Below are 12,999 nucleotides of genomic sequence, written 5' to 3'. Positions count from 1 at the left end.
CGGACGCCATGGCCTGTCAGGCACGGGGAGCATGCTGTGCCTGGCATTCCGCCGATTCACGTCAGGAGCACCCGGTCATGCAGTTGCCTTGGTTCGCCCGCGCCGCGCTCGCGGTCCTTGTCTCCACCCCCGCGCTGGCGGAAGAGTTCCATCCGCTGACGCCGGCGACGTGTCACACCAACGTCGCGCCGCTGTTCACCACGGGGGGCCAGTACCTGGACCCGAACAACGGCGTCCGGCAGGACGCGTGGTCCATGCTGATGCGCTGGCAGGGCATCAACGCGTCGGACCCCGTCTCGTACAACGTGGGGGCCTTCACGGGGCTGAACGTCCCGGCTCCCTATTCCTCGTGGCAGCGAGGACAGCAGCCGGAGAGTTCGTTGGGGACGGCGGCGGCGCAGGTCAGCTGCCACGACGCGGGTATGGTGCTCAACACGTGGACTTCGCCCCGGACTTTCGTCGAAGGCGGCGGCTTCAATGACATGTATGGCTACGCCTGGAGCCCGCCGAACAGACCCCGTGCGTTCAATCGGCTGAAGTGGGTGGGTGAACTCCCGGTGCGAGTGCCCACGGAACTGGTCCTCCAGGGCACCATGGCGGTGCCCGTGGTGACAGGCTGGAACCAGGCCCACGCCAGTGCACCCTGGAATGCCATCAGCAACCCGTCCGGCCCGACGGATGTCTTCAACTCCGGCGCCGCGCAGCTGAGCATGTTCACCTACTTGCGAGACACGTCCCACCCCACACTGAGGCCCATCGGAGTGCTGGGGGGCGTGTATGCGAACAACGCCGTGCCGCCGTGCCCCTCGAGTTGGGGGAACATCGGCTATGACTATCCAGCGGGCGCCTGGTTCACGGGGAATGGACTCTGCAACACGGACCTGTCGACGGTGCGCTACACGGGCGCGCTGACGACGAACTCCCTGTTCTCCGACCTGCGCTTCTTCCGGATGCACGTGACGCGGCAGAACCTGGTCAACCTCATCAACCGCATCAACGGCCAGGCGTGCCGGATTGGCGCGAAGGGCCCCATCACCGATAGCTGTCTCTGTTCGCCCGGGCAGACTTGCCCGGCCGTGGGCTATTCAACGAACCCCGATGACTACGTCGTCGAATACACGGGAGTGCTGGGGGAAATCATCCAGTGTCACCAGACCCCCACGGTGACGTGCAACACGACCCTCACGGACCGCCAGATTTCGATGGCCGCGCGCATCCAAGGCTTCGGCGCGTTCGCGTACACCCCCTGACGGTTCGCTGTCCCCATCGCGCGGCGTGACAACCTGTCACGACACCCTGTCACCCGTGAATCCGCGCCGAGTGACAGGAGTGGCCTTCTCGAGCCCGCATGACGGCGCTGGCCCTCCCAGGCGCGACGCCGTCTCCGAGTGAAGCCAGACACGCGCACGGCCCTGGCATCGAGCTTGCTCTTGTCCCGTTCACCCCTGAGGGGGAGGAGGCAGGACATGATGAAGCTCGACATCTTTCCGAAGTCCGTCTGGTTCGTGGCTGGCTTGCTCGTCATGGCGGGGTCGGTGGCCGCCGCATTCGCGTTCCATCACTTCACCAGGCGCCCGTTCAACGACTTCCACTCCAGCGTCGACATCCGCAGCGTGGGTGAGAACGCCTACGAAATCACCAGCAAGGACCCGCTCGTCGACTCCTTGCACGCGAAGCACGCGAGTCACTCGGAGGCGGCGATGCAGGCGCGCATCGTCCCCGCCTTCAAGGATGGCAAGGCACAGGGCTTCAAGCTCTTCTCCATCCGGGAGGGCTCGCTCTACGACAAGCTGGGCTTCCAGAACGGCGACGTCATCCAGCGCGTCAACGGCATCTCGCTCGACACGCCGGAGAAGGCGCTGGAGACCTACGCTCTCTTGAAGACCGCCCGCCGGCTGGAGGTGGACCTGCACCGCGACGGAGCCCCGCTGCGCAAGGTCTACGACGTGAAGTGAGCGGACAGACAAAGGCCCGATGCCCCAGGCTCTCGTGCCCGAAACTCACCGCCGGAGCCGACGGCCCCACCGCTGCAAAGTGCCGGTCTCCCACGGCAGCCAGACGGCCTCCTCGTCATACAGGAAGGGTTCGAGGACACGCTCCAACTCCCGATATGGGAGAGGGACGGGCTGCTTTTCCATGTCGAGGGCTTCGGGCCACTCGTCCAAAGCCACCAGGATTCGCTCCTCGTCCAAGGGTTCGACCCGCACGCCAGGAAGGTCGACCTGGCGCTCCACGGCCTCGCGCCCTCCGAGCTGGGCAAGCAACGGCGGCCCCATGAACGTGAGCCAGTACGCGCCCCGCGCCTGGGTTCCCATTCTCCGACTGGTCCCTCCCAGGCGAGGGAGGTCCAGTCCCAGGTAGCGCTGGAGCACCTCCTGAACTTGCTGCCGGACGCAGAACCAGACCCCTGGATGTGAGAGGAGCGCTGGGCTGGCGTAACCAAAGCTGAACGGCAGCTCACGCGCGATGTCGAGGGCCAGCGCGCGAAAATGCTCAGGGCCATGCGTCAGGAGATACTCGGTGGGAAACGAGAAGCAGAGGCCGCTCGTTGCGCTGTCATCCCGGGAGAATAACGGTTCATCGAGCTTTCGACCGTCATAGTCGACGTGGTAGCCGCCGACCTTGTCAGGCAGCTCGGTCAACTCAACAATCCACTCGCCCCCCCATGGACGTTCGACGATTTGATGGCGGATGTGGGCCCACCCCGCTTCGTCCAGAGGAAGCGTGTCGCCATCGTCTGAGCCATACCAACCCAGCGCATGAGGAGGGATGGCACGTCGGTACTTCTCCAGAGCACCCCAAACCCTGTCGGCCACGTCCCTGTGTGAGTGACGCATGTAGAAGCAGAGAACAAGCCCATCACGGACCACCACGTCTCCGCCCTCGCTCATCAGGCGGATGACCGGAAGCGAATGGCTCATGGGGTGATTCCCCGCAGAGGCGAGACGAGGACCGCCTCTCCTTGCAGGGCATCCTTGTAGATTTGTCCCTGGGAGTAACCAGCATAGGCACTCTTGTCCCCGTAGCGCGTCCACCGAGGTGCATTCGAGTCGGGGCAAGGGAACTTGAAGTCCAGGGTGAGGACAGAGCGCAACAGGTCGGGGTCGGAATGCAGGACCACGTCCGGTTTGATGGTGCGCCACAGTTCCTTCGTACAGCCCTGGGCGAGGAGGCGAGCCTCTTCGCTGCGGCTGATGCTCTCCAGAAACCTTGCATGAGGATAGAAGCGGTAGCGCTGCTCGATGCTGAACGGCGCGGGCCAGAGCCGCTCCAACACCTCACGGGCACATTGGAGCGCCAGCAGATGCTTGCGCTGCCCAAGCATCATGGCGCGGGTGACGACTTCACCGCAGCCGTCCACCTCCACCTCCTCGCCGCACTCGCTTCGAGTCGGGGCGCGTCCACCGAAGAACTCAGCGTTCACCCGGAGCTCCGCCTGACGGGCACACTCCACGAGTTGCTCTCCGAGCTCTCCTACTGCGTTATCGCGCTTCAGCAGGGTTGCCAGCACGGGTGCGATGCCGACAAGCGTGGCGGATGCAGCGCGGGTGGAGGCCGGTGCCAGCCCCCTCCCCACCGCGGCGGCGTGACGCATACGCGCGGCGGTGTCCGTATCGACGAACCGCAACTCCTTGGACGCCGCGTGATGTGCATCCCCAGCACAAGCCATGAGCGAGGCCGTGGCCAGGAGCAGGAGTGCCCGCTTCAGCTGAGGGTTCCAAGGAGCAAGCACGGGTACCTACGGGTGTTGGGAAGGATTGCTGGAGCGGGAACAGCGAAGGCCCGGTCACGGGGACGCTCACGAGGAGCGCCCACACCGTCCCGGGCCCCAAACCCACTCAGCCCAGATTGTGGAAGACGCGCTGCACGTCGTCGTCCTGCTCCAGCGAGTCCACCAACTCGAGGACCTCGTTGGCCTTGTCCTCGGGCAGCTCGATGAGGTTCTCCGCGATGTACTCGGAGTCGGCGGAGATGGGCGTCAGCCCCTTGGCCTCAATCGCCGTCTGCAGCTTGCCGAAGTCGGAGAAGTCGCAGCGGATGATGAGCTGCTTCTCGCCCTTCTCGCCGGTGCCCTCGCCCAACTCCTGGAGCCCGTGGTCGATGAGCTCCAGCTCCAGCTCGTCCTGGTCGAGCCCCTCCGGGTGCAGGCGGAAGACACCCATCCGCTTGAACATGAACGCCACGCTGCCCGCGTTGCCCATGTTCCCGGAGTACTTGTTGAAGCGCATGCGCACGTTCGCCACGGTGCGCACCACGTTGTCCGTGGCCGTCTCCACCAGCAGTGCGATGCCGTGGGGCGCATAGCCCTCGTAGAGGACGATTTCGTACTGCGTCGCCGTCTGGCCGCTGGCGCGCTTGATGGCGGCCTCGACCTTGTCCTTCGGCATGTTGGCCGCGCGGGCATTCTGGAGGACCCGGCGCAGCGTGGAGTTGGTGTCCGGATTGGGCCCGCCGGACTTCACCGAGATGGCGATGTCCTTGCTGATGCGCGTGAACACCTTCGCCATCTTGTTCCAGCGGGCCATCATCGTGGCCTTGCGCGTCTCGAAAATGCGTCCCATGGGTCGAAGCGGCTCTTTGGAAATAGGGGGGCGTTACAACGTTGCGACCAATCTAGCGCAACTCGGGTGAGGCGCCCGCGCTTCGTGTGCGGGGCGGCGACCTGGCTGGCGCTCGGTCCACGAAACGGAACGGGCGGCGACGACCTCAAGGGGCCACCGCGCCATTCCCATCCCAGGGCCCCGCGAGTGACTTCAGCGCGCCTGCTGCGCGGAGGCCTGGGGCTGCGCCTGCTGCGCGGGCGTGAGGCTGTTGGCCCCCGTCCCCTGCGCGCCGTTGGCGAAGGCCCGCTCCATGTGCGCGTCGAGCTGGCCCACCGCCATCAACCCCGCCATGCGGAAGTCGGAGATGAAGGACCAGAGCGGGTACTTGAAGCTCGCGGGCTTGTTGCGCTCGATGAAGAAGTGGCTGAACCACGCGAAGCCGTAGGCGGCGACCAGGGCGGCGGGCACCAGGGCCCCCCGTCCGGTGACGACGGCCGCCACGCCCGTGGCCAGTCCCAGGCTGGTGCCCACGAAGTGGAACCGCCGAGTCACGGGCAGCGAGTGCTCGCGCAAGTAGAACGGCCAGAACTCGCCATAGGTCTGGATGGGCTTGGGCATGGAGTGAAGTTGTGTCCAGGCAGGGGCATCCCGTCAACCCGCTCCAGGTCTGAGCGTGAAATCAGGGCCCTCACGGCCCCCGAGGGCACGGCCAGCGAGCGGGCAAGCGGCCCCATGGGCCCCCTGGCGCGCATTTCCCGACAGGTGGGCCCCCTCCCGGCCGCCAGGGACGTCCAGGCTCCGAGCTCCGAGCCCGGGGCTACTTCTTCTTCACCTTCTGCGCGGCGGTGCGGAAGCACGCCTCGAACTTCTTGGTCTTGCTCTGGACCAGGCCCAGGTGCTTCATCATCGCCATCGTCGCGGAGCTGCTCCTGTCGCGGATCTCCGTATCCATGCACGTCATCGCCTCGTCCCAGCGCGTGCACATGCCCGTGTCGCTGAAGAGGTTCTTGCCCTGGATGCACTTCTCGAGGAGCGGCATGAACCCCTTGGCCGTCGACCGGGCACACGGCATCAGGTGCTTGTCGAAGCAGGCCGACGCCTCCTTGAGGAAGCGCTCCGGGAGCGGCTTCTCACCGATGACGGCGCACACCTTCGCCCGGTCCTCTTGAATCGTCTTGAAGAGCGCCAGCGTGGTGGACATGGTGGGGTCCGGCATCTCGGGACATTCCTCCGCCTGTCCGCGCAGTGGAAAGACGGCGACGACGACGGCGACGACGAACAGCGCTCCCGCGAATCTCGACATGTCGTGCTCCTGGTGCCCCGCCCACCAGAGGATGCCGCCGTGGACGTCCGGGCGTTTCACCCGGGGTTCTAGCGCCAGGGACAGCACCAGAAAAAGTCGGAAAACCAGTACCTCTGGCGCAAGGGCTCGCGGCCTCTCGGGACGGCTTCTCGCGAGCCTCATCGCCCATGGTGCATGCCGTCGCTCCACAGTTTTCCGCTCGTCATGCATCTCGAAACGAGGGCCACTCCTCCTCGTACACGGGTCGTGGGAGACTCGGAGCTGATGACGGATTGGATTCCCAAGCCGAACCCCCAGGTGGACCTGCGCACCCTGGTGCTCAGCGCGGAAGAGGGCTTCGTGCTCTCGCGGCTGGACGGAGCGACCGCGGCGAGGAACCTCCCCGCCCTCACGGGTCTGCCTCCCGAGCGACTCCAGGGCATCCTCACGCGGCTCTTGTCCCAAGGCGCGCTGCTCCCCGCAGCCCAGGGCCCGGCCCCCGCCGCCGCGAGGAATCCCGTCGCAACGAGCCCGACGACAGGCGCCGCGTCTCCGAGCCCCTCCCCGGTCGGTGGACCGGGCCGCTCCCCTCCACCCGTCAACACCTCGCCCTCCACGGTGAGCCCGGGCTACGAGCCCCTCGCGGCCTCCACGCCTGAGGAGGAGTTGCCGATGCTCGACCTGCTGCCCCAGGACGCGGAGGAGCACACCTCTTCGGAGTCAGGAGCCGACGCGGTCGAGTCCCCGGACGAAGAGCCCGCCGTGGACGACGAGCCCGAAGTCGCCCTGGGCAACTTCCGCCAGCTCTTCGAGACGCGACTGCATCCGCAGACGGAAGACCAGCGCGTGGCCTTGGCGCGCGCGTGCGAGGACCCGGAGCTGTCCGCGCTGTGCTTCGACCCGCTGCCCGCCGTCATCAAGGCGGTGCTGGAGAACTCGCGCGTGGGGCTCGCGCACGCGCGGCTCATCGCTCGCAACCACCGCAACCCCGTGGGCCTGGAGGCGCTGTGTGGCCGCGCGGCCTTCACGGCGGACACGGGCGTGCGCCGGTGGCTGGTGCGCAATCCCCAGCTCCCAGCGGGACTCTTCCGTCGCCTGTGGAGCACGCGGCGGTTGATGGAGCTGTACAAGGTGACCATCGACCGCGACGTGCCGGAGTCCACGCGGCGCTCGTCGCGAGAAGTCTTTCGTCAGCGCTTCACCACCGGCCCCGCCGAGGAGAAGGTGGAGGTCATCCTCAACACGGAAGGCCGAGCCCTCGCGTCGCTCATCGGCATGTCCGTGGATGGCAAGACGGCGTCGCTGTTGTGCGGGCGCACCTACCGCTCACCGATGCTCATCCAGAACATCGCCCGCTGGAGCGCGGCGCCCCCGCCCCTCATCGCGCATCTGCTGAAGCAGGAAGCGGTGCGCCGTCAGCCGCAGCTCCGCATGCTGCTCGCGCGCCACCCCAATGCCCCGGCGGACGTGAAGCGCGGCGGAGGCTGAACCTCACGGCCTGCGAGCGGTGAGGATGGGCTGGTGGAAGCCCGTCTCGTCGGACGAGTACCACCGTGTATCCATCAACCCCGCGCGAGTCAGCGCGCGCTCCACCTCCACGCGCTGGAGCGCGCGGTAGACGGCGGTGTGCTCCGTCGCCTGCCAGCCTCCACCCTCGGGACGGAGGATGAACTGGTGCACCTTGTACGTGCGGCCGTCGGCGGCCCAGTCCCAGACCTGGAACAGAATCCGTCGTCCCTCGGGCGCATCGAGCACGCGCTCCGAGGTGAAGCGAGGCTGCTGCGCCATCAGCAATTCATAGTCGCGCACGCCCAGCGCCAGCATGCCGCCCGGCGTCAGCTTGGAGGCCATGGCGTGCGCGGCGGCATCCAGGTCCTCGTCGGTGAGCAGGTGCGGCACGGCGTTGTCGAAGGCGAGCACCAGTTGGAAGGTGCCTGACACCTGCGTGTCCAGCTTCCGCATGTCGGCGACGCCGGTCGTCATGGAGACGCCCAGGGTGCGCGCTTCGCGCTCCGCGCGGGCCACGGCGGCCGGGCTCAAGTCCGTGGCGTGGACGATGTAGCCCCGGCCCGCGAGCCCCAGGGCCTGGGTGCCGATGCCACACGCGCAGTCGAGCACTCGCCGGGGAGGAGGCTCGCCGCAGCGGCGCAGCAGCGCATCCAGCGCGGCGCCCTGCCGCTCCACCGACTGGGCCCAGTTGGCGAAGAGCAGGTGATACTCCTCGGCCAGCCCTTCGTGGAAGCCCAGCACGGAGTCACTCATGTCGCGAAGGACCGTCCCTCCACGGCCTCGATGGCGGCGCGCAGGTGCGCGGGCACGGGGACTGTTTCATTCGAGAGGTAGTTGAGGGTGACGATGACGGCGATGCCCTTCGTGTACAGCACGCCGTCCTCCTCGCCGAACACCGCGTGCTCCAGCGTGACGGACGTCGTGCCGATGCGGGAGACGCGGGCACAGGCCACCAGCCGGGCCGGGAAGACGACGGGGCGCACGTACTCGGCCTGGGTGGCCTTGAGGATGGGGCCGATACCGCCCGGGGCGCGCGTCTCGCCAGAGCCCGAGGGGCCCGTCATGCCGATACGCACCAGGTAGGAGATGCGAGCCGACTCGAACCACGTGAAGGTCCGGGCGTTGTTGGCGTGGCCGAACGCGTCCATCTCACTCCAGTGGAGGGTGAAGGGGACGGTCACGGGGAAATCTCGGGGGGTGAAATCCGCCATGTCGGGCAGGGTGCCCCAGTCGAGGCCGTGAGGGAACGAAGAACACCGCCTGCCTGCTCTCCAGTCAGGGGCCGTGGCCGTGATAATCCAGCAACACGATGAGTCCACGACTCCTGCTTTCCGCGCTGGCCCTCATGGGGCTCGGTATCGCTCCTCCCTCCTGGGCCCGCGAGCCCGCGCCGAAGCCAGCACCCGGTGCCAGCTCGCCCCGTCCGCCTGTCGACACATCGAAAGACACCACCGCCGTGCGCCACCGCGTCACCACGGCCGAGGCCCCGCGTCACATCATCGCGGGAGGCAAGGGTCGCGCGACGCTGTTCCTCAACGAGGGCACGGGCGCCACCGCCGCCTCGCTGACGCTGCTGGAGTTGCAGCCCGGAGGCGAAGTCCCCGAGCACACGCACGACGCGAGCGTCGAGATTCTCTACATCGAGGAAGGCGCCGCGGACATGACGGTGTCGGGGCAGACATTGCGCGTGAGCAAGGGGGACGCGGTCTACATCCCCGCGGGAGCGAAGCACTCGGCGCGAGTCATCACGCCGGGCGCGCCCTTCAAGGCCGTGCAGGTCTACGCCGGCCCGGGCCCCGAGCAGCGCTTCACGCAAGGCCCGAGGGAGACCCCGCCCCATGGCAAGTGAGCGGGACGGGGCGGCGGCGCGCAAGGACAGCGAAGCTCCCGCGAAACAGTCCAACAAGCTGACGACGGGTGAGCGTCCGCACCTCGTGGAGTCGAGGAACGAGACAGCGCTCATCTCCGAGAGCGGCACCGCGACGAAGCCCCAGAAGCACGCGGGCATGGTGCGCTGGCTGCATCCGGCGCAACTGCTGCGCACGGGCCTGGACGCGCTCGTGGCGGCGGTGTTCGGCGCGCGCGCGGACCATCGCCTCATCGAAGCGGTGGTGCGTCCGCAGGAGCCCTACTTCGACTACTCGCAGGAGACGCTGCCCGACGGAGACTTCTGGCTCGACTACGTCGCGGACACGGGAGACGGCTGGGACTCCACGTACACGGTGGCGCGGCTCCTGGCCCTGCCGGAGCTGAAGCTGCCCGTGCGCGGCCAGCCGAGGGCGGGCGAGCACGAGACGAAGCGTGGACGCGTGCTCGTCTCCGGTGGCGACGGCGTCTACCCCGGCGCCAGCCGCGAGACATACGAGGAGCGGTTGATACAGCCGTACGAGGCGGCCATGCGCCGCTCCGTCGCGCCCAATCCGGACCTGTTCGTCATCCCGGGCAACCACGACTGGTACGACGGCCTGTCCTCCTTCATGCGACTGTTCTGCGCGAACCGGTGGATCGCGGGTCGGCGGACAAGACAGAGCCGCAGCTACTTCGCGCTGAAGCTGCCGCATCGCTGGTGGCTCATCGGCACGGACGTGCAGCTCAACAGCGACATCGACGTGCCGCAGGTGGAGTACTTCCGGCAGATGGCGGAGAGCATGGGCCCGGATGACCGGGTCATCCTCTGCAACGCGGAGCCCGCGTGGATTCTCGCGGCCACGCAGCGGCGCAAGGGCAGCTACCTGGAGAACAACCTGGAGTACCTCCAGGAGAAGGTGCTCGGCCGGCGCATCAGCGTGTTCCTCGCGGGGGACCTGCACCACTACCGGCGCCACGAGGACGCGGCGGGCCGGCAGAAAATCACGGCGGGCGGAGGCGGCGCCTTCCTGCACCCCACGCACGCGCCCAAGGCCCACGTGCTGCGCGACGGGTACAAGCTGGAGAAGAGCTTCCCGGACGAGCGCACGTCGAAGAAGCTCGCGCGGAAGAACCTGTTCCTCATCCGCTACAGCCCGCTGTTCGGCCTGATGACGGGCGCGCTGTACCTGCTGCTCGCGCTGGCGGCCTACGCGGAGGTGGGCTCGCTGGGCGTGTCCAAGCTCGGCGACGTCGTCATGGCGGTGGCCAACAGCATGGTGAGTCGTCCGTGGACGATGGTGCTGGGACTGGGCACCATCGGCGGGCTCATCGGCCTGGCGGACTCGGCGTTCGGCAAGTGGCGGTGGCTGGCGGGAGGGCTGCACGGAATCGCGCACATCCTCACGGCCTTCTTCGTGGCCTGGGGAGGCACCTACGTCGCGGTGAGCGGAATGGGCATCTGCCCGGACCTGACCCCGGACGGGCTCAACTGCACGGCGGGCTGGGCGCACCTGGCGGGCAAGTTCCTGATGTCCTCGGGGCTGACGTTCCTGGGCGGCTTCCTCGTCGGCCCGTTCGTCATGGGGCTCTACCTGTGGCTGAGCGTGAATGTCTTCGGGGCCCACTCCAACGAGGCGTTCATCTCGCTGGCGCTGCCGGATTGGAAGAACTTCGTGCGCCTGCACATCAACGAGGAGGGACACCTCACGGTGTACCCGGTGGGAATCGAGCGGGTGCCGCGCAAGTGGAAGCAGGTCCACGCGGGCCCTCACGCGCCCGCGTACGAGCCGGACGACGCGAAGGCCACGCCGCCCGCGCTCATCGAGCCGCCCCTCCGCGTCTAGGCCGTTTTCCCGGGTGACGGCCGTGCCACCTCCGAACGCGGCCGTCCCACAAGCGCACAGTGGCCGAGTCCCTCGTGACGACGCACGTCGTCACTCCGCCCGCATGAGTCGCGGCGCCGGGTTGGCACGCGAATGGCTTTGAGGAGGCGCATGCCTTCATTCCTTCAGGACCTGCGCCACGGCGCCCGCTCGCTGCGTCGCAGCCCCGGCTTCACGCTGGCGACGGTGCTGGCGCTGGCGCTCGGCATTGGCGCGAACACCATGCTCTTCAGCGTGGTGAGCGCGCTCCTGCTGCGCCCGCTTCCCCTCCCTGGTGCGGACAGGCTGCTGTCGGTGTGGGGGCAGGACTCGCATGAGGCGGGCCGGAACTCGGCCCTCTCCCGGCTGGACGCCGAGGATTTGCGGCAGAAGGTGAAGTCGTTCGACGGCTTCGCGGCCTTCGACGTCAACGGCGTCACGCTCACCGGGCCGAACCTGGAGCCCGAGCGGGTGGAGAGCGCCGGCATCTCGGAGGACTTCTTCCGCATCGTCGGGGTGAAGCCCCTGCTCGGCCGGGTGCTCACCGACGAGGAGTTCCTGCTCAACGGTCCGCGCGCGGTGGTGATTTCGCACGGGCTGTGGACGCGCCGCTTCGGGGCGGACCCGCGCGTCCTGGAGCGCATGGTGGAGATGGAGGGCAACTCCTATCAAGTCGTCGGGGTGATGCCGGAGGGGTTCGACTTTCCGAAGGAGGGCTCCAACGAGCCGCTGGGACTCTGGGCGTCCCTGTCGTCGCAGGACTTCATCCGGGACAACTGGGACAGCCGAGGCACGCACATGCTGGTGGGCCTGGGGCGGCTGGCGGCTGGGGCCACGGTGGAGCAGGCGAACGCGGAGGCGCGCTCGGTGATGGCGGCGTTGTCGCAGGCTTATCCGGACAGCAATCCAGGCAACAGCGTGACGGTGATGGGGCTTCAGGACAGGCTGTCACAGGACACGCGGCGTCCGGCGTTGTTGCTGTTGGGCGCGGTGTCGTTGCTGCTGCTCATCGCCTGCGTGAACGTGGCGCAGCTCCTGCTCGCGCGGGCGTTGGCGAGGCAGCAGGAGTTCGCGGTGCGCACGGCGCTGGGGGCGGGGAAGCTCGCGCTGGCGCGGCAGCTGTTGGCGGAGGGCGCGCTGCTGGCCGTCTCGGGTGGGGCGCTGGGGTTGTTGTTGGGGACGTGGGGCACGGACGCGCTGAGCGCGGTGTTGCCGGAGTCGGTGCAGCAGGTGCAGGCGGTGCGCGTGGATGGGCTGGCGCTCGCCTATACGGCGGGGTTGGTGTTGGCGGTGACGCTGTTGTGTGGACTGGCGCCGCTGGGCACGGCGGTGAGGGCGAGCCTGGGTGGGCTGCTGCAGAGCACGCGAGGCACGAGCGCCAGCAAGTCGGCGTTGCGCTGGCGCGCGGTGCTGGTGTCCACGCAGGTGGCGCTCGCGTTGGTGTTGCTGGTGGGCGCGGGGTTGTTGGTGCGCAGCGCGCAGCGGTTGGCCTCGGTGGACCCGGGTTATCGGACCGAGAACGTGACGCTGATGCGGTTCAACCTTCCGGCGGCGCGCTACACGAGCGAGACGATGGCGTCGTTCTACGCGCGCTTGTTGGAGCGGGTGCGCGCGCAGGCGGGGGTGGAGGCGGCGGCGCACGTGACGCCGGGCGTGGTGACGGGGGGAGGCATCAGCCTGACGTTGGAAATCCCTGAGCGGCCCACGGCGCCGGGCGAGCAGCGGCGGGACACCGCCTATCGCGCGATGAGCGACGGTGCCTTCGCGACGCTGGGGATTCAATTGAAGCGGGGGCGGGACTTCACGACGCGGGACACGTTGACGTCGCCGCAGGTGGTGGTGGTGAACGAGTCCTTCGCGCGGCGCTTCTTCCCTGGGGAGGAGGTGCTCGGCAAGCGGGTCATGATTGGTTATGGCTGCCTCTTATACACATCTGACGCTGCCGACGACTTAA

At 67.9% G+C, this 12,999-nt stretch carries 12 protein-coding genes; 5 read left to right on the top strand and 7 right to left on the bottom strand.

The features are described from left to right. Positions 1-77: 77 nt before the first annotated feature. Positions 78-1,250, top strand: a complete 1,173-nt coding sequence (locus HUW62_RS09205; protein WP_176434208.1) for a hypothetical protein — start codon at positions 78-80, stop codon at positions 1,248-1,250. A 216-nt stretch (positions 1,251-1,466) separates the two neighbouring features. Then, the gene (locus HUW62_RS09200) at positions 1,467-1,955 is read left to right on the top strand and encodes a hypothetical protein (RefSeq protein ID WP_176434207.1); all 489 of its coding nucleotides are present in this window, start codon (positions 1,467-1,469) and stop codon (positions 1,953-1,955) included. Between the two features lie 45 nt (positions 1,956-2,000). Here HUW62_RS09200 and HUW62_RS09195 read toward each other — a convergent pair whose 3' ends face one another. The 5 genes from HUW62_RS09195 to HUW62_RS09175 all read right to left on the bottom strand — a co-directional run bounded on the left by HUW62_RS09195 (position 2,001) and on the right by HUW62_RS09175 (position 5,847). Then, positions 2,001-2,921: a type VI immunity family protein gene (locus HUW62_RS09195; RefSeq protein WP_255203325.1), complete on the bottom strand. Its 921-nt coding sequence runs from the start codon at positions 2,919-2,921 to the stop codon at positions 2,001-2,003. Next, the gene (locus tag HUW62_RS09190) at positions 2,918-3,424 is read right to left on the bottom strand and encodes a hypothetical protein (protein ID WP_255203324.1); all 507 of its coding nucleotides are present in this window, start codon (positions 3,422-3,424) and stop codon (positions 2,918-2,920) included. The genes HUW62_RS09195 and HUW62_RS09190 overlap by 4 nt, the downstream gene beginning before the upstream one ends. Positions 3,425-3,839: 415 nt before the next feature. Continuing rightward, positions 3,840-4,562 carry a YebC/PmpR family DNA-binding transcriptional regulator gene (locus tag HUW62_RS09185; RefSeq protein WP_163866219.1) on the bottom strand — a complete coding sequence of 241 codons (723 nt, stop codon included), beginning with the start codon at positions 4,560-4,562 and terminating at the stop codon, positions 3,840-3,842. 192 nt (positions 4,563-4,754) lie between these two features. Further along, positions 4,755-5,162 (bottom strand): DUF962 domain-containing protein, encoded by a 408-nt coding sequence (locus tag HUW62_RS09180; RefSeq protein ID WP_163866218.1) that lies wholly within the window; start codon positions 5,160-5,162, stop codon positions 4,755-4,757. Positions 5,163-5,361: 199 nt separating this feature from the next. Beyond that, positions 5,362-5,847, bottom strand: coding sequence for a hypothetical protein (locus HUW62_RS09175; protein ID WP_176434205.1), 486 nt, complete (start codon positions 5,845-5,847; stop codon positions 5,362-5,364). 264 nt (positions 5,848-6,111) lie between these two features. Between HUW62_RS09175 and HUW62_RS09170 the strand changes: the two genes are divergently transcribed. Further along, on the top strand, positions 6,112-7,314 hold the full coding sequence (locus tag HUW62_RS09170) for a hypothetical protein (RefSeq protein WP_176434204.1): 1,203 nt from the start codon (positions 6,112-6,114) through the stop codon (positions 7,312-7,314). A gap of 3 nt (positions 7,315-7,317) precedes the next feature. On the opposite strand, the gene HUW62_RS09165 is transcribed toward HUW62_RS09170, so the two are convergent. Continuing rightward, a complete protein-coding gene (locus tag HUW62_RS09165; protein ID WP_163866215.1) occupies positions 7,318-8,088 on the bottom strand; it encodes a bifunctional 2-polyprenyl-6-hydroxyphenol methylase/3-demethylubiquinol 3-O-methyltransferase UbiG in 771 nt (256 codons plus the stop codon). Then, complete coding sequence (locus tag HUW62_RS09160) at positions 8,085-8,546, bottom strand: thioesterase family protein (RefSeq protein ID WP_176434203.1); 462 nt, start codon at positions 8,544-8,546, stop codon at positions 8,085-8,087. Before HUW62_RS09160 ends, HUW62_RS09165 begins: the two co-directional genes overlap by 4 nt. A gap of 98 nt (positions 8,547-8,644) precedes the next feature. Here HUW62_RS09160 and HUW62_RS09155 point away from each other — a divergent pair, with 98 nt between their 5' ends. Then, complete coding sequence (locus HUW62_RS09155) at positions 8,645-9,184, top strand: cupin domain-containing protein (protein ID WP_176434202.1); 540 nt, start codon at positions 8,645-8,647, stop codon at positions 9,182-9,184. 157 nt (positions 9,185-9,341) lie between these two features. Beyond that, positions 9,342-11,027 (top strand): metallophosphoesterase, encoded by a 1,686-nt coding sequence (locus HUW62_RS09150; protein ID WP_240356428.1) that lies wholly within the window; start codon positions 9,342-9,344, stop codon positions 11,025-11,027. The last annotated feature ends 1,972 nt before the right edge of the window (positions 11,028-12,999 follow it).

Origin of the sequence: Myxococcus sp. AM011, assembly GCF_013372595.1 — a bacterium.
GTDB lineage: Bacteria > Myxococcota > Myxococcia > Myxococcales > Myxococcaceae > Myxococcus > Myxococcus eversor.
The sequence above is the reverse complement of the archived record's forward strand: the minus strand, read 5'-3'. Positions and strand labels throughout refer to the sequence as shown.

Coding starts and splice junctions, on each gene's coding strand:
- HUW62_RS09205 (WP_176434208.1), top strand. CDS start 78: ATGCAGTTGCCTTGGTTCGCCCGCGCCGCGCTCGCGGTCCTTGTCTCC.
- HUW62_RS09200 (WP_176434207.1), top strand. CDS start 1,467: ATGATGAAGCTCGACATCTTTCCGAAGTCCGTCTGGTTCGTGGCTGGC.
- HUW62_RS09195 (WP_255203325.1), bottom strand. CDS start 2,921: ATGAGCCATTCGCTTCCGGTCATCCGCCTGATGAGCGAGGGCGGAGAC.
- HUW62_RS09185 (WP_163866219.1), bottom strand. CDS start 4,562: ATGGGACGCATTTTCGAGACGCGCAAGGCCACGATGATGGCCCGCTGG.
- HUW62_RS09180 (WP_163866218.1), bottom strand. CDS start 5,162: ATGCCCAAGCCCATCCAGACCTATGGCGAGTTCTGGCCGTTCTACTTG.
- HUW62_RS09175 (WP_176434205.1), bottom strand. CDS start 5,847: ATGTCGAGATTCGCGGGAGCGCTGTTCGTCGTCGCCGTCGTCGTCGCC.
- HUW62_RS09170 (WP_176434204.1), top strand. CDS start 6,112: ATGACGGATTGGATTCCCAAGCCGAACCCCCAGGTGGACCTGCGCACC.
- HUW62_RS09165 (WP_163866215.1), bottom strand. CDS start 8,088: ATGAGTGACTCCGTGCTGGGCTTCCACGAAGGGCTGGCCGAGGAGTAT.
- HUW62_RS09160 (WP_176434203.1), bottom strand. CDS start 8,546: ATGGCGGATTTCACCCCCCGAGATTTCCCCGTGACCGTCCCCTTCACC.
- HUW62_RS09155 (WP_176434202.1), top strand. CDS start 8,645: ATGAGTCCACGACTCCTGCTTTCCGCGCTGGCCCTCATGGGGCTCGGT.
- HUW62_RS09150 (WP_240356428.1), top strand. CDS start 9,342: ATGGTGCGCTGGCTGCATCCGGCGCAACTGCTGCGCACGGGCCTGGAC.